Source organism: Lysinibacillus sp. NPDC097287 (assembly GCF_044761695.1).
GTDB lineage: Bacteria > Bacillota > Bacilli > Bacillales_A > Planococcaceae > Lysinibacillus.
The window spans coordinates 24411-41532 of record NZ_JBIWCX010000023.1; the positions used below are offsets into that span (position 1 = coordinate 24411).

General features: G+C 33.0%; 15 protein-coding genes and 2 pseudogenes. 1 reads left to right on the forward strand and 16 read right to left on the reverse strand.

The window, feature by feature from the left end; translation table 11 throughout:
- Window positions 1–68 precede the first annotated feature (68 nt).
- The 3 genes from ACIQ2D_RS20730 to ACIQ2D_RS20740 form a co-directional block, all read right to left on the reverse strand.
- The gene (locus ACIQ2D_RS20730; RefSeq protein ID WP_402867202.1) at window positions 69–272 is read right to left on the reverse strand and encodes a carboxymuconolactone decarboxylase family protein; all 204 of its coding nucleotides are present in this window, start codon (window positions 270–272) and stop codon (window positions 69–71) included.
- 760 nt (window positions 273–1032) lie between these two features.
- Window positions 1033–1428 (reverse strand): hypothetical protein, encoded by a 396-nt coding sequence (locus ACIQ2D_RS20735; protein WP_402867203.1) that lies wholly within the window; start codon window positions 1426–1428, stop codon window positions 1033–1035.
- Window positions 1429–1473: 45 nt separating this feature from the next.
- Window positions 1474–1920 (reverse strand): hypothetical protein, encoded by a 447-nt coding sequence (locus ACIQ2D_RS20740; protein WP_402867204.1) that lies wholly within the window; start codon window positions 1918–1920, stop codon window positions 1474–1476.
- A 301-nt stretch (window positions 1921–2221) separates the two neighbouring features.
- Between ACIQ2D_RS20740 and ACIQ2D_RS20745 the strand changes: the two genes are divergently transcribed.
- Window positions 2222–2581, forward strand: coding sequence for a tyrosine-type recombinase/integrase (locus tag ACIQ2D_RS20745; protein ID WP_402867217.1), 360 nt, complete (start codon window positions 2222–2224; stop codon window positions 2579–2581).
- A 276-nt stretch (window positions 2582–2857) separates the two neighbouring features.
- Here ACIQ2D_RS20745 and ACIQ2D_RS20750 read toward each other — a convergent pair.
- The 13 genes and pseudogenes from ACIQ2D_RS20750 to ACIQ2D_RS20810 all read right to left on the reverse strand — a co-directional run.
- Window positions 2858–3328: pseudogene (locus ACIQ2D_RS20750) on the reverse strand (DNA/RNA non-specific endonuclease); the annotation flags it as partial.
- Between the two features lie 526 nt (window positions 3329–3854).
- The gene (locus ACIQ2D_RS20755; RefSeq protein ID WP_402867205.1) at window positions 3855–5801 is read right to left on the reverse strand and encodes an ABC transporter permease; all 1947 of its coding nucleotides are present in this window, start codon (window positions 5799–5801) and stop codon (window positions 3855–3857) included.
- Window positions 5794–6555, reverse strand: a complete 762-nt coding sequence (locus ACIQ2D_RS20760; RefSeq protein ID WP_402867206.1) for an ABC transporter ATP-binding protein — start codon at window positions 6553–6555, stop codon at window positions 5794–5796. The genes ACIQ2D_RS20755 and ACIQ2D_RS20760 overlap by 8 nt, the downstream gene beginning before the upstream one ends.
- A gap of 85 nt (window positions 6556–6640) precedes the next feature.
- Window positions 6641–7606, reverse strand: coding sequence for a sensor histidine kinase (locus ACIQ2D_RS20765; protein WP_402867207.1), 966 nt, complete (start codon window positions 7604–7606; stop codon window positions 6641–6643).
- Window positions 7603–8214 carry a response regulator transcription factor gene (locus ACIQ2D_RS20770; RefSeq protein WP_402867208.1) on the reverse strand — a complete coding sequence of 204 codons (612 nt, stop codon included), beginning with the start codon at window positions 8212–8214 and terminating at the stop codon, window positions 7603–7605. The genes ACIQ2D_RS20765 and ACIQ2D_RS20770 overlap by 4 nt, the downstream gene beginning before the upstream one ends.
- A 184-nt stretch (window positions 8215–8398) precedes the next feature.
- Entirely contained in the window at window positions 8399–8557 is a 159-nt protein-coding gene (locus ACIQ2D_RS20775; protein WP_402867209.1) for a hypothetical protein, read from the reverse strand.
- A complete protein-coding gene (locus tag ACIQ2D_RS20780) occupies window positions 8554–8685 on the reverse strand; it encodes a hypothetical protein (protein ID WP_402867210.1) in 132 nt (43 codons plus the stop codon). Before ACIQ2D_RS20780 ends, ACIQ2D_RS20775 begins: the two co-directional genes overlap by 4 nt.
- Window positions 8686–8808: 123 nt before the next feature.
- Complete coding sequence (locus ACIQ2D_RS20785) at window positions 8809–9396, reverse strand: hypothetical protein (RefSeq protein ID WP_402867211.1); 588 nt, start codon at window positions 9394–9396, stop codon at window positions 8809–8811.
- Window positions 9386–11149: a site-specific integrase gene (locus ACIQ2D_RS20790; RefSeq protein WP_402867212.1), complete on the reverse strand. Its 1764-nt coding sequence runs from the start codon at window positions 11147–11149 to the stop codon at window positions 9386–9388. The genes ACIQ2D_RS20785 and ACIQ2D_RS20790 overlap by 11 nt, the downstream gene beginning before the upstream one ends.
- On the reverse strand, window positions 11149–13680 hold the full coding sequence (locus tag ACIQ2D_RS20795; protein WP_402867213.1) for a hypothetical protein: 2532 nt from the start codon (window positions 13678–13680) through the stop codon (window positions 11149–11151). The genes ACIQ2D_RS20790 and ACIQ2D_RS20795 overlap by 1 nt, the downstream gene beginning before the upstream one ends.
- Before the next feature lie 2 nt (window positions 13681–13682).
- The gene (locus ACIQ2D_RS20800) at window positions 13683–15035 is read right to left on the reverse strand and encodes a hypothetical protein (protein WP_402867214.1); all 1353 of its coding nucleotides are present in this window, start codon (window positions 15033–15035) and stop codon (window positions 13683–13685) included.
- A gap of 216 nt (window positions 15036–15251) precedes the next feature.
- Entirely contained in the window at window positions 15252–16154 is a 903-nt protein-coding gene (locus ACIQ2D_RS20805; protein ID WP_402867215.1) for a DNA/RNA non-specific endonuclease, read from the reverse strand.
- Between the two features lie 181 nt (window positions 16155–16335).
- A pseudogene (locus tag ACIQ2D_RS20810) lies at window positions 16336–16818 on the reverse strand (DNA/RNA non-specific endonuclease); the annotation flags it as partial.
- Window positions 16819–17122 lie beyond the last annotated feature (304 nt).

A 17122-nucleotide genomic window follows, 5' to 3' on the forward strand; every position in this document is an offset into this window, starting at 1 on the left:
TTTGAATCAGATTGACTAAATGAACAAAAGCACTACCAGCAAGTAACGCGGAAGCAACCAATACTGCTTCAGATAATACTTCTCTCTTGGTACCGGCGCTTATCGTTTTTCGAATGAACATCTATACAATAAGGACATTGTAACGCATGAGCAACGGCTACAACAATAACCTCCTTAAATTCTCTGCTCAACTTTTCTATTTTTACAGCTATAGCACTGAAATTAGACAATCTTTTAAAACAATCGATTTTACCTTTATAATTCAAAGACATTCGTCAATTTAGAATCCACTGCGGACCTTTTTAAAAAATAGCTATGCTGGAATAGTCAATCTAAAATCTTTAAATTGCACACTTTCTCCCGCTTTTTTCATGTACCTACCGTTCGGTCTTTTCAGACTAACACACAATAAAAGAATCGACAATTTACTTCTATTATTAAACTAAACTGCCCCGTTAGCTTAAGTCCATTGTTTCACAAACTCACATCAAGATTAGCATAAAATCCTATTTTTAATTTAGAAGTGTTATTCAATTAAATGGCCCTTCAATGAAAACAAGCGCTGATTGGATAGGCTACAGGTCAAGCAACTTGTGCGCCCCTTATGCTTTAAGAGAGCCATCTAACCACCTTTAAAAAGTTGTCCAAATCTGTTACCATTCCACATTAATTAATTCTGTTCACTCATTCTTATAACTCGATACTTACTCTACATATAAAACAAACTCTACTCTTTCTTGCTCTGTATAATTTTGAATCGTTCGTTCCTGAATTCACTTCTTCCTTACTGATACAAAATTTTCGATAATCCTCCTCGATATCCATACCGCTTTCTACTTACTTATATGTTAATATACTTTTGTAATAGATACGTTGATAGACAAATACAACAAAAAAAAAGGAAACCTAAACGTTAATTTATGCTCCCACTTAAATAAATCTATTAAACTAAGGTTATATATGAATAATAATTTGCAAGCTTCTAGGGTATGAGTTTAAATTGATAATCAAATATTTGTAAAATAGACTATATTATCTTTGCAAATTTTTTATGTCAGTTACAAAACTAGTTGCCAGACTTCTATTTCTATTTTCTTGATGTCTAATATACAGTGGACTCCAACTACCTAACACTGCCCCATCCCCAAGAAATTCTCGTAATACTTCTAAAGGAAGTTCATTATTTAATGCACAACTAATACCCAGAGTGGTTCCTACAAGTGCAACACCTAATTTTGTAAATTCAGCGACCAAGCCTCTTCTACTTTCATTTAAATGATCATAAATATCATATCTTGTATTTTCTGTAATTAGATAATTCGGTTGGTTAATTAAATCATTGATTACTCTTTGAAACTCACTTAACTTTCTTTGATACGATGGAGATATTCTTAACTCTATTATTTCTTCTAATGGTATTTCTTTCAATCCCCTCGGAACATTTAACTTAATAAAACCTTTTATTGCATTAAACTATTCTAATTCTCTATAATTGCCTAGAGGATTTCTTAAAACTTTATTTCTAACAATATTGTCTTTTAAATCTGTTATTACGTGCATATTATTATTATTAGCTATTTCATCTGCTAAGATTGACATATACTCCTCACCAATATCATCCGAAATCAGCACACCATTTGCTGTCTCTTTAGCAAAACCATTTTCTTTACAGTATTCTTCTAATTCATAACTAAATTTAGAGCGAAATAGCTCAAAATTCTGATTGGCTATCGTTCTCCAAATCTCAGAATCAGTAGGTTTACTATTAGCTTTCGTAAAACCCCTATATTTATTTATAGGACTATTAACCCTTTTGTCTAACCTCTCTATAAATTTTCTTGTTGCCTTATCAACTTCTCCGTTCTCTGGTCTATACGAAGTTAGAAAATCTGTTTCACCTAAATTTCGTTGATGTTCCACACTTAAATGATTCTCTGCATCTTCTGGAACTATAGTACTTACGTTACTTAAATAGAGATACCGATATTAAAGTTATCTAAATGCTACCTTTTTAACTTAGATACTTTCGCTTTCATTAACTATTTCTAATTTAAGTTTCGCATTTTCTAATAATCTTTTTTCGACTTTTATAACATTTAAATTTCCAAAATTTCTATAGGGAAAAATTGATGCGATTATTAATTGATTGGAATTAAAATCTTCCAAAAGAATTTTAAACGTTTCTGCTATATTGATAGGGTCAAGCTCTCTTAAACTAACTATGAAGGCATTAAAAAAGCATTTAATTACCGTAAAAAATGATCCAGCGAATGAGCATAACTTAGTTTTCTTTGAACCATCTTCGGATATATCCGTTGTCACAAATGACAGACTAAATGATACCCTTCGCTCCATTCTAAAGCGCTTAAATATTAAACCGCTCATTACTGTCCACGGGCTAAGGCATACACACTCGAGTATCTTACTTTATAAAGGCATTTCGATTTTATACGTATCAGAACGCCTAGGACACTCTAACATCGACATTACAACATCTACGTATGCACACGTCTTGAAAGAGCTACGGGAACGTGACTCTGAACAGACTAGTAACATTTTTGAACAACTACTTGTTGTGTAATAAGTTGTTTTATAAATCAATGCAAATTCTTACCAAGGCTCTTAAAGTTAACTGCTGCTTAATAGAAGCAGATTGTTAAACACAGTAGAAAACCAGAGTTATTCTATCAAATGCGTAGAATAGACCCTGGTTTTATTTGTTTTTTTACTTTGTAAATCGAATATTTAACTAGGCGTTAGTTAAAGACGAATGGCTTATTCCACAATCGCGCGCGATTGTTTCTGTAAAGTCATTCGTTTATTTCCATTCATTTAATTTCCCTTGAGTTCTAGGTGCTTATTCCCCAACCATACCATCATTATCTCTATCATCCATATATGGATATAACCAATGATCGCTAGTTATTGGCATGCTATAACCTGCTACTTTTGCTTCTTTAATCGTCACTTGTCCATTTCCATCTGTATCAACGCTAGAAATATCTTCTGTGCCATTCGAAGCATTGACCTTATTAGAACTTGTTGACTTATTTGAGTTAGTTGAGTTACTTTCAGTTAATCCTAGAGATTTATTTATTTCATCAGGGTTGCCGTTATCAAACTCATCTACAATTTTATTCCCTTTTAAAGTGTAAGTGTACTTGTAATGAGAAGGAATCTGCGTTTCCGTATTTGGATATGTGATAATTGCTTCGAAACTAGTAGCTCCACCAGCTTTACGAATAGCGTCTTCCATATATGCTTGATCACCATGTCGGTTAAGCGTACTATCTTGTGGCGTAATATTATAAGCGTTTGATACCCCTCCTGTATAGGATAACCTTTTTAGGGATAAAACCTTTAAGCTATTGATACACCTCAATTTGAGCGATGAACAAAACTAAATGATGAACAAAACTTATAATTCCTACACTTTTAACATAGGGTTGGTGTAATAAAGATGTGTATTTACACCCTTAAAGAATATGCACGAATTTATGCAACGACATCAATCCTGTATGATTACTAGAGAACGCTCAAACTATTGCTGTAAGTGGCTTTGAAGAGAAATGCATAAAATACCTTATAAACAATGTTCATATAAAAATCCTAGAAATACTATTAAATCAGGATTTCTAGGATTTTCGTTTGCACCCAAAATTTTATTTGGGAACGTTATTTTGAATGATTTTGCATACTTTATAAATCTTTAATGAACTAAGGTATCTTGAATTTAGAGGTCCTTCTTCAACAATCGCGCCCGATCGTATTATTTGTTGAAGAAAATAGAGTATTCATCACGTGTGGGTTCAATTTCCTAATTCCACCCTCATTTAATAAATCTCAGAATCATTTTAAGATACGACATGCTTCTTCGTTATGGCAAATGTTACGATGAAATACAAAGAATAAATCATTACAATAACAGCCACAATCAAGCCTGATAACAAGTACATATTTAATTGTTCTCCGAATCTCATTAACTGAATAACTTGCTCAGAAATCAAGGAAATAGGAATCGCTAATAATACCGGTACTGCCACAGGAAAAGCAAAAAAGGCTAAAATTTGCTTTGCAAGCGTTGCTGTTTGCGTTGTTCTTGATACACCGATTCGATGTAAAATACGATACCTTTTTTCATCGTCACTTATAGCTGATAATGTTTTTAAGGCTAAAATAGCCATTGCTAATAATATGAAGACAAAACCTAAATACAATGCGCCTACAATGAATATAGCAGAGAATGCCATGCTACTCATCCGCTCATAACTTTGGATTCGATAATCTGTACGTTGCACAAAGTAATTATTGTAAGGTTCTTGATAAGATAATGCTTGATGTAAAGCTGCTGCATCAAAATGAGGATCTATAACATTCCATGCATACGCTGTCTGTACGTGTTGCATCCCTTCTACCACTTCATCCGGTACGACAATAACAAAATAAGCCCATACAAAGGCAGGTAAAGTCGTCTCCACTTGCTTTAATGAATAGTCTTTGCCATTGACCGTAATGGTTTGCTCGCTAAAATCATAGCTTTCAATAATTGCACTATCAGAATAAATAGCATACTCACCTTTTAACGTAATGGGCTGCTCTCCAATTGCTTGTAGTAGCTTATTTAAATCCGATTCACGCATATACACATCTTTATCTGTATAGTTCTCATCATACCAAGCCGTTTGTTTTAAAAAATCGACTACCCCCGATGTGAAAAAAGGTGTTTTGAATGATTGTTCAATCGTTGTGTATTGTTCAATCGCTTCGACAGCTTGCTGTGGTGATACGGGTGTTTCTTCACCAATTGTTTCATTTCCCATCACATCAAATGGATAACGTTTTTCAATATTTGCTTCCTCAACGGCTTTATACAAAAATCCTGTGTTTGTCGCAATGATAGAAAAAGAAATTAGAAAAGCTAACAATCCTAACAATAACGAATTCGCACTGAGCGAAGCACTAAGTTGGCGTAAGATAAATTGATTTGTCCCTTTTCCTCGTAATAATTTACTTTTTAAAAGAACGTACATTAAACTTTTTGCTAACCCTACATGGAAAACAATTAATGAAATCGCAAGTAAGGCAATCATGATTAATAACCCTATCTCACTACCATTTTCAGATTTAAATACACCTTCTAGATGTGAAGAAAATCGGATAAATGCATAGACCATTAAAGCAGCAGCTATAATTGTCATGACAAATGAAAGGATTGGCTTACTTTGAACTTTTTGAACTTTCTGTTCGCCATATACCAGCTCATAAATTGTTACTCGTTTCAAGTACATACTTGACGATACAAATGTTGCAACAAAAATGAGGACGATCATAATCATTGTGACAATAACGCCTTTTATTGAAATAAATGAAAATGAAAATGGATAGTCTAGTAAGTTAGACATCAATACCATCAAGCCTTGGTATAATAATGAACCAAAAATAAAACCTACTAAAATAGCCAAAATCCCAAGGAAGCTATTTTCAAGTAAAAATAACTTCACAATTTGAGGACGCTTCATTCCCAGGGTTAAATACGTACCAAATTCACGCTTCCTTAAACGTAGAATATAGGCGTTTGCATAACCTAGTACAATGGCAATCACAACGCATAAAAAACCCGATAAGACAAGTAGCCCCGTAGATAGAGAGGTGAAATTATCCGCCCGATCCTGTAAATCCTTATTATAAATCATATTATTCATGGCAAAGATAAGTGAAATGGTCATCGCAATCGTTACAAAGTAAATTAAATAATTGCGAAGCTGCCGTTTCATATTTCGAAAGGCTAATGTTTTATACACGCCCTTCACCCCCCAGTAATGCCATTGTTGCTAAAATTTCTTTATGCATTGTTTGTAAGGTTTTATCTCCCTTATACAATTCATGCCAAAGTTTCCCGTCTTTTAAGAAGAGGACGCGTTTCGCATAAGCACCAACTAATGCGTCATGTGTCACCATTAAAATCGTCGCACCCATCTTCTCATTCATTAAAGATAATGTATCCATGAGTTTTTTAGAATTTGTGGAGTCCAATGCGCCTGTTGGTTCATCCGCTAAAATGACACTTGGAGTTGTGATTAACGCACGCGCACATGCTACTCGCTGACGCTGCCCTCCCGATAACTCTGATGGGAATTTATTTAAATGCTCGATAATCCCAAGCTCTGTTGCAATTTGACGACAAAGGTTTGCTGATTTCTCTTCAGAAACACCTTGTAAATTTAATGGCAATACAATATTTTCTTTCACTGTTAACGTATCAAGTAAATTGTAGTCCTGAAAAATAAAGCCTAATTGATCACGGCGATATTTGGCTAACTCATGTTCTTTTTTAGATGAAATTTCTTCGCCTGCAAGAACGATTTTCCCTCCACTTACGTTATCAATGGTGGCAATACAATTTAAAAGTGTACTTTTACCTGAACCCGAGGCACCCATAATAGCGATAAAATCGCCTTTCATAACTTTGAAAGAAATACCATCTAACGCCTTTGTTAGAACTTTTTCATTTCCGTAATATTTTGTTACTTGATTTATTTGTAGTAATGTTGACATTGTCTCTACCTCCATTTCCACTTTAGCTTAGCACGGGAAAGGACAATTTGTTCTAACGCTATCTAACGACAATCTTACGTTTTCGTTAGATTTGTGGAAATGTGAGGATAAAGCGTGTAAACTGACCGACTTTGGATTCTACATTCAGCTGAATATTAAGCTCCTTACACATATTTGCTACAATATATAATCCCATGCCGGTACTCGTCCCTAATTTCCGGCCATTTGTGCCAGTATATCCTTTTTCAAAAATACGTGGAAGCTCATGCTTTAAAATACCAATTCCATTATCCTCATATATTAAGACATTGTCTCGAATCGTCATGAGTACCTTACTTTCTGGACAATATTTTGCACTATTAATTAACAATTGATTCATTATAAATTGCAAAGCCTTTTGGTCTGTATAAATCGTTGTATCTCCATCAATCACAACTTGCATACGTGCAGCAATTAATATATCCATTTGATTTTTTACAGATTGATTGAGTATTGTAGCAAGCGCAATCTGTTCAAATTGTTTATCTTTTTCAATGGATTGCAGCCTTGCAAAATGCAAAATTTGATCGGTTAAATTATCAAGTCGCTTTAGCTCTTTACGTAATTTACGCGTGTCACCTTCATTTGCTAATATTAATCCCATGGCTGTCATTGGTGTTTTTAATTCATGAATCCATTGTTCGACAAACTCCTTATACGCTTGTGCATTTCGATCCGCTTGTTCCACACGTTCAATTGCATCTTTAGAGATGATGCGTAGGATGTCAAAATACTGATGTTCCAAATAAGAATTCGGAGTGGGTAAGATTTCTCCTGCTAAATATGGTTGTTCAAGCTGTGTAACTATCCATTTTATATTTTCTAGCTTTCTTTTAGAAACAATATAAGTTGTCATTAACCAAGTAATGATTAACATTATAAAAATGAATGCCACAGTCCAAATCGTCATAGCAGGCACATTCAAAATGACTAAAAAAATGAGCATAAAAATAAATGTAATTCCTAGAAAACCAAGTGGTATCAATTTATCGAGTAAAAATACCTTCATCATAAGCGATACCCAACGCCTCTTACCGTTTTAATAAAATCATTCGCTCCAATTTGTTTTAGCTTATCTCGTAAACGATTAATATTCACATATAGCGTGTTTTCATCAATATATAAACTGTCGTTCCATAAATCTTCGATAATTTCTTCACGTGTCACTAATTCTTTTTTCATTAAACTTGCTAAAATCCGGCTTTCATTTTTCGTAAGTTCCGTTGATTTTCCATGATAGCTGGCCTTTAAGTTTGCTGTATCTAAGCTTAGTTCACGTACCGTATTCGATGTATTCGGTTTTCTTGCAAGTAAACGCTCGATACGTGCTAACAAAATAGACGAATTATACGGCTTATGAATATAATCATCCGCACCAACACGAAAACCAATCAGTTCGTCCTCTGTTGAATCTCTCGCCGTTAAAAAAATAATCGGAATCTCAGATGTTTCACGAATTTTAAGGGCAATTTCAAAGCCATTTTCTCCTGGCAAATTTACATCAAGCAGCGCCAAGTCACAAGGTAACTGACTAACCGGCTCATAACCATGCAGACGTAAAAGAAACTGTAATTCATTCAAAATCGTTTCATCATCTTCTACTACTAAAATTTTATACATTTTACCACCTCTTCAACACATTCAGTATTATTACCATACTATAAATTGAATGCCTTTGATAACAATACCTTCATCGTTGCATTGTTGTATCTGAAATACTTTGGGCTGAGCTAACTCGTTTTTGTCTAGTGATTTCCTTAGCTTTTCAACTAATATTAGTAAAATATCTGCTGCTAAAAAATTCTTATTTAATTTTCTTAACCTCTTTTTTTAAAACATGCATAACAGGAGTTTTAACTTTTTTAACATTAAGATTCCCTCTTTTTCCAGGTCCATTATTTCTTCTATTTAATCCAATAAATGAATTTCTTAAAACGACTGTTTCTAGCTTAGAAAACTTCATATTTGCTTCGTCTGATACAGTTCCTTTTTTAGTTTTTCTATTCCACCTAAACCTGCTGGTATTACATGTTCTTCTTTATCAAAATGCAATTGTTGGTCTGTTTGTTTATAATAAATACAGTAGCCCATATATTAAATTCTCCCATCAATTTTAAGTTAGCAACATCGATATTAAAGAAGCAATAGGATCCTTCTTTTAATAAAAGGAATTTTCATTTTTTTTACAAACATTCGAATTATTAGATTAATTTGTTATTTGAATAGATCTTCAAATTCATCATCAATTTCTTTAAATTTCTTTTCCGCATCTATGACATTTTCCTTCAAATCAAAATTTTTCCGACTTAGAAGAGAAGTGCTATGCAATGTCATCGATTCGTATTTTTCTTGATAGAATGCAGATTGCTTTTTCAGGGCGTCGATTTCCTCTTTTAGAGAGGCTATTTCTTTCTCCTTAGTATTTAGTCTATTTTCTAATTCAGTTGTCTTTAACACCTGTTCGAAAGTAGTTTGATATGCGTCAAGGACTTGTTGAATCCTTGTGATTAGTAGGTTTTTATTGTGATAATTAGAATTTACTAAATCCTCAGCCGAAGGAATTTTTACATTCTCTTTCATTAAACCCACGATTGCCATAGGGGTTTGATTAAGCTTTTCAATGTCTTCTCGAATCTGTTTATTATTTCTCCATACGTACCGAGGAAACTTCGTTTCGCGCCCTAAATCTGCGAGAGTAATTAATTTCCCACTATTTTTGTTTGCGTATTCGAATAAAACAGATCTTAGTTCCTCATATGGATATTTTTGCGGTCTGCCTCCCTTAGACTTTTCAGTTGTCATCTTGTACCTCCATTTTTTTTGCTAGATGCGCCTCTAACATTGCTTTTCTATTTAATAAAATTGCGAGATTTGCGCTGTTTTGTTCAAGGTCTTTAGAATTTTTTTCGTTATTATCAAACTCTGCCTCCTTTTTCCTATAAGCTGATTGATAATATTTTTTGATGAAATTTAATTTAATTTGTATTTCATCTTGGATTTTTGTGATTTTGTTTGCCAATTCGGATTGTTCTTGAGTGGTCAAATTAGATAAATCTATATGAATCTTATTACAAAAGATACAATCATCTTCAAAACATTCGTAAGGAAACTTTTTTGATTGGCAGTAACCATAATCAATTTTCTTTTCTTTAGAGTAGTCAGATTTCCAATAAGAGAGTATCTGCTTTTGACGAAATGTAAAATGATCAAACCCTGAGTTATTTAGGTTTGTCATACTTCGTTGGATGTCTTTAGCTAATAAATTCGAATACGATCTCTGAAAATCATCGATATGGGATGCATAGGCCGATTGAGTCTTAATCTTAGTATGACCCGCCATTTGAGCGATTGTTAATTCACTGAATCCTTGCATCATCATTGAACAAATAGCAAAATGGCGTGTATCCATTAGACTAAAACGAGTAATAGTTTTATGTGGGTTTTCTAAATCCAATTTGTCTCTTGAATTTACAACGTTAATGCCCATTTCATTTTGTATCACTTCATCAAAAAATGAAGCCAATAGTTTTGCCATTAAATCGGTTGTTCGATGGTCGTTATATTTTTTTGTTTCTCCTGTATTTATGACGCTGCTATACTTAGGCTTTGTTAAATGTTCATAATGATGAGACAGATGAAATAGATATTCTTCGTTCTCGCTATTAGTTACCTTTCTATAATCTTCTATAATTTCGTATATTTCTTTGTTTATCTGAATTTCATGAGGTATAGAGACGTGGTGATTTCCTTTTTCTTTTTTGGAAGGCCGTAGTTTCCTTTTCCCTTTTGTAAGATAATATTTTTCTTCTGTCGCATCATACCGTATATCGTCATTCTTTATTTTAACGAGTTCTAACGGACGAATAGGGATAATTGTAGATAATTTCCACCAAATGAAAACTGGATAATATTTTGAACGCATATTATTCGTTTCTTTGTTCATGAAATCGTTAATTAAAAAATCAAAACGTACAAACTCTTCATAAGTTGGTATTTCTCTAATTGCATTCCAATCAGCGCCCACCATGGATTCAAACAGTGGGACATAATCAGAAGCATCGTTTATGGGGTTAAAATATAAGAATCCCAAGTTATAGACTTTGTATCTATCTAAAGTAATTTTTGATGACTCCTTTTCTAACTTCCATTCCTCGAATTCCAATAATTTTCGTTTATCATAGCAACTTGTTAATTTAATAATGGTTAAAATGTTGTTGAACCCCTCAAATATGCTATCTGGGGATATTTTCCGGTCATATAGTTGTACAATCACGTAGCATTTTAAAGATAAATAAAGTTCCTTATTATATTCTATTTCCGTTAAATCAAGACTCCTATAATATTCGCGCCCCATTATATTCCATTGATGGTCAATGAATTCGGATGGGGATTTAATAATCCCATCGTCTTGTAAAAGCTCAAATTTTTCTTGATACTGATTTAAATCATCTTTGTTATACTTGAGGTACTTTTTTTCCGCAACTGAATTGGCAGTTTCTTCATAAATAAGTAACCCTTTATCGATATTACCTACTTTCAATTTTTTTATAGCCATCAATTATTCGCCCCGTTTATAGTTAAAAATTTTGCGACATTTAATTCTCTAATATTCGATTGCAACAAGTCCAAATCTATGAAGCTGCGAATATAATTCGTATCAAATTGATAGTACATTCGTTTGAAATCCATTAGGATATACAAAAGTGATTTAATCATGTGTGTGTATTTAATGCGTGTGATATGATCCCCTTGATTTGTTTTGTTTAGTCGTTCAATCAAAGAAAATATTTTTACATTCACAATATCTAAAATATAATTTGTATCGATTCGATTTTTGCAACCTAGACATGGCATTTCTAAATTATATTCAACCTCTTTTTTAAACGGACAATTTTCCAATCCTACAAGACATTGTGAATGGTCTAGCAATGAAGGGGAGCGTAATTTAGAAATCTCCTTTAATTTAACTTTTAACTTTTCTTTTGGCATTTTCATAAGGTCCTTTAATAATGCAATTGATTGCTCATGCCTAGTGACGGCGAATTTCGATAATTCGTTTATCATTACAGGTGAATATTCTTTATTAATATTTGTTATGGCTGTTGTCATTTCTTCTAAACTCATTGGTTCATTTTCATTTATGGCGTCTATCATAACTTTTACTTGCCATCCAAAAATCCCTCTATCGAAGGCATGTCGAGCCATTTCTTCAACGTCTACATCAGTATTTCGCGTAACTAGATATACTTGAGTGATAGAGTTTGGCATTGCAATATTATGAGTGTGAGATCGAGAAAAACCACCTAGCCAATAAGCTAAAGCGCCTTTCCCGTTTTTCACCGCAGTTTCCCAGCCGTAAGTCATTAAAGTTTTATTACTCATTTTACTTTTAAACTTTGGCAAATCTTCTCCAAAGAAATCATTAATATTTTTCGCACTAATATTTTTAACTAAAATTTCGCTATTAGCGTTTTCATTTTGGCGGTGTAATTCGCTAAGAATAAAGGCTAATGCGGTAGGCATTTCAAAAATAAAAGGTATAACAAACACCGTTTTTTCTTTATTTTTTCTTGCTAAATATCCCTGCATACTTCTTTCAACGATTTTTAATATATTTTGAGCGTCCTCTAAATTAAATGTGTGTTCGTTGAACCATTCAAAGTTATCAATACCCACTTGATTAAGTGAGATCGCTTTAAATGAAAACATATCTGAACGTCTCCAGGCCAATGAAAAATGTAACAAACAAAATAACCATGTATTAGCATACTCTCTTTTTTCAACAGCATTTTCGAAATGTTTGGTCACATCTAAAACATGATGGATTAACATTTTCCACTCTTCTTTTGTATAAGCTTCATTAGCATCACCATATATGGTCTTTTTAAAAACATAATCGCCACTAAAAGTACAATCCACTTTCCCTTTGCAATAGTCAAGAAATTGGATAATTTTACGAGCTTGATTTTTAGGAAATGATTCGAAAAGTTGTTTTAGTTCTAAATCTGTATATTCCATTAACTCTTTCGTTAGTTGAGATGCTAACACCTCTAACACACGTAAATAATCAAGCGTGATTTTTTTTAGGGACTGTGTGCTTTTCTTTATTTTTTTTGTAGCCCATTTGTTATATAAATCCACTGTAAGGTTTATAATCGATTTACTCTTAAAGTAAGTAATACTATCTTCAAAAAATTGATGATAGTTAGTTTCTGCAAGATGATTATTATAGTTGTGCTTGATTTGTATTGCAGCGTAACTATTTATAAGTTCATCAGCTTTTTCTCTTGTGATGTAATAATCTTTTTTGTTATCCGGAAGAAGAATATAATCATCAGAAGTAAAAAATTTCCTTATAATACTCAAAGATGTGTTTATCTCCATTGCTAGTTGCTCAAGCGGAATTAACCCACGTTGCTTATACTCATCTAGATATGCAACATGCGTTCTAACGCCCTTAGCATTCTCTGTAAAGGATTTTATATGTTTCTTACTCCACAACATCTGCATCACTTCTAAAGGCATATTTAGATGTTTAGAAGCCTCTTCAATATTAACTAATCCTTTTTTGTATTCTTGCCAATCTTCAAATTTAATTTTGTAGCTTTGAGCTTCTTTGTATACAAGTTTCGATAAAAGAGGGTCGTTAAATATAAAATCAACTATAATATGTCTATCTGTTGAAACATTTAATTCTTCTTTGATTAATTTGACTAGACTAAAAGCACTTGTTTTTTCGTTTATATATTTTTCAACTTCTTTTTTTGAAAAGTATAAAGTTCCTTCAAAAAGCAGGGCATCTTCGAATACTCCTGTCTCTTGTAGAATCTTTAGTGTTTTGTCTGATGCTTTTAGCATTCTTTTAACTTCGGCTTTTTTGTAATAATCGCTTGAAAGTTTAGCTTGCAAGGATTGTTGCTGCTCAACGTAGTTAGCATGAATCAAATATTTGATTTTTCCACCAGAAGAAAGTTCCACTTTCAAAAATGAATCGGGTATTAAACCTGTTCGTGCGAGTTTTCGTAAATTTGAATCACTTCTATTGATTAATTTAGCTACTTCTTCGGGTTTATACCATTCTGTCACCTTTAATCATCCTTTTTTCGATTTCGACTGTTTAATTTTAATTCAGAAATAACCTCTTCCTTAACTTCTAATAAACTCATATACATATCATCATAGTTACCCTTTAAAAGTCTTAGCATTCTATCAGTATTGTTTAAATACCTTATACTGCTCGTAGGATCGTCATCACCACGTGCTGTCATAACTTGAAGTACATTGGTTGCTTCTGCTGCAATTAAATTAGAGAAGATGCCACGTCCAATGTGAGTAGACCATTTAGCGCTACTTAATTCTAATCCGTATGTTCTAAGTAGTGGATCTTTAGATTCTAATAATAAAGTTAAGAATTTATTTTTTAATTTTCTAAACTCCCGCTGATAAGTGAATTTCTCCATTGCTTTTCCATCTCTATTTGAGAAAAGAGCATTGGTCCCATCAATAGCTTTATATTTTTCAATATGCGTCTTATAAAGAAGTTGTAACAAATCGCCATTAAATGGGAAAACACCTTGTCTTCTTCGTTTTTTTACGGTTCCTTTTCCCTTGATATTTTTTAGCTCCGGTCTGAAGTCACGATTTTGTATTTTTATTTGAAATCCATATAATCCGAATTCACCTGATGGAGTAATACCAGTCCTAGCGATATTTACAACCTCACCAACACGTAGGCCACCGAAACACTGAAATGCCACACCAAGAGCTATTCTAGGTGTATACGTATATGCGGTTTGTATGAATGGTATAATTAACTCACGAGGAAGGTCGTGGATTAGATTTTCCTGTTCCTCATCGTTTGGATAGTTCACATTGATAAAAGGACTTTCTGGCTTTCGTTTGACTTCTAGTGCATCATTGTTATATTCTTTCAAATCAAAATCATCTATAGTTATATAATTTAAAATATTTTTTTGGACTAGGAAGTAGTAAAAACGAGTAAGATTCCATTCACATCTTTTGACTGTTTCTTTTTTCACTGGAGCGTTATTTCGTCCCACTAATCCATAAACGTTCAAATAATCCTCTCCATGCTCAAAAAGGAGATCTTTTATACTTGACAACTTATACTTAGTCTGACCCTCTATAAACACAAAATTCAGAAAATTAACGATAGAGTTAGCGATTTGTTCTTGTGTTTTAAGACTAGGAATCCCTCCCTTTTTTAAGGGTAGATGAATAAATTCCGAAATAGGGTGGATAACACTCACTGCATATCCGCTTTTCTTCTGCTCCAACATAATCATAATCTTATCGACAATATGATTTTTACCATTAGGTAAAGTCTCCGTTGCTGATACTCTTTTACAGTAGTATCTATAAACTCCCAACCTTTTATTTATTCCAACAATCTTACTATGACTGCTTGAAGCTTTATTCATATATCTTCCCACCTATAATCTATTTTTAACTTGATTATTAAAGCTGTTGCGTAATATAAAAGTGCAGAGTACCACAGCACTCTTGTATTATAGTAAAAGCCAGCTTTTGATATGGCTGGCCTTACAATTATGTTCACAGAGGATATTTGTTAGATTTTCAACACTATACATTTGTACTTGTAATACTATATATTTTTAAATCCTTATGTGGAATTATTATTCACCTACATAACCATCTCCATCACGATCGTCCATATATTGATATAACCAATGATCTTTTGTTATCGGCATTTTGAATCCAGCTGCTTTGGCTTCTTTAATGGTTACCTGTCCATCACCATTTGTATCAATGTTAGAAATATCTTTATCGTCATTAGAATTATTGGCGTTTGTTGATTTACTTTCAGTTAAACCTAAAGATTTATTTGTTTCATCAGGATTAACATTGTCAAAATCATCAACAACCTTCTTACCTTTTATAGTGTAAGTGTACTTATAATGAGAAGGAATTTGAGTATCCGAATTTTCATATGTGATAATTGCTTCAAAATCAGTAGCTCCACCTGCTTTACGAATCGCATCTTCCATATAAGCTTGGTCGCCATGTCTATTTAATGTACTTTCTTGAGCTGTAATATTATATGCGCTAGAATTACCGCCGAGCGAGTCAGCTATAACATGCCCTTCATCAAGGTATTTACTTTCTACACCTGGAACTTTCGCTTCATCATTACAGTATCTTCCTGATGATGTGACCTTTTCAGTATTGTCATCTTGCAAAATGATTTCATCTGCGATCACTTTAATCAGTTGACCATACTCGTTCGTAAATGCCCAATACTGTCGATCACCAAAACCAATGTCTACAACAACATTAGCTTCACGATGTCCAGATAAATTACAAGCATCCACTTCGATTAATTTGTAGCCTTCGAACAGTTCCTCTTTTGATAAAGTTGATTTATCTTCTACTACTTGTTCATCAACAGTTGTATTAACTGTTGTTACTTCTTGTGAATCTATTTTTGCCTCAGTAATCGAAACTTCCTCTATGTTTGTACAACCAACCATAAAGATGGTCATTAAAGAGACCATTAAATAATTTAATTTCTTTTGCATTTTAAGCTCCTATAATAATTATTGTAATTTGTTATTAAATTAATAGTATCATAGTATATTTCGCTTTTGTTCAACATTTCCCTATCTTGAACAAAAATAAACCTTCCATAAATATTGATATGAAAGGTTTTTATATGAAATATGCTAGAATTTTTAAGTTTTGTTCAAAAAGTGTCCTATACCCACCAAGAGAATCTGCAATAATATGTCCTTCATCTAAATCTGCTCTCTCGACACCAGGAACTTTTGCTTCATCAGCGTAGTATCTGCCAGATGATGTTACGGGTTCGGTACGGTCATCTTGTAGAACAATTTCGTCAGCAATGACACGAACCAATTGCCCTGCCTCATTCGTGAATGCATAGTAATGTCGGTCCCCAAAGCCAATGTCAACGACGACGTTAGGTTCGCGATGACCTGACAAATCGCCACCATCAACTTCAATCAGTTTGTATCCATTGAACAGTTCATCTTTTGATTGAGTTGATGTTTTTTCTGATAATGATTTTTCAGTTACCGTAGTTTTTTCTGTTTCACTATTATTTGTTGTTCCTTCTTGTGAATCTGTTTCTTTATCTGTAACGGATGCATCTTCTACGTTAGTACAACCAACAATAAAGATGGCAGTTAAAAATAAGATTAAATAGTTTATTTTCTTTTTCATTTTAGGACTCCTTATAGTATTTTTTTACTGAACATTCTAGAAATCTTTGAATAAAACATAAATTAACATTGTTAACCTATTTATAATAGCATATTACAATATTAATTTTATTACAGTAGATACTTAGTTCAAAATATGTAATATTAAATTCCAATAAAGATTATTAGAGTCCATAGCACTGAAAAAGGCACAATTCTTCTTCAAGAATTGCGCCCTTTAATGGAATAACCAAAATTCGGTACCCTTCCTATAATCACTTAGGTCCGCTTTCAATAACTCTCTGTTAGTCAAAAGTAACTTCTTC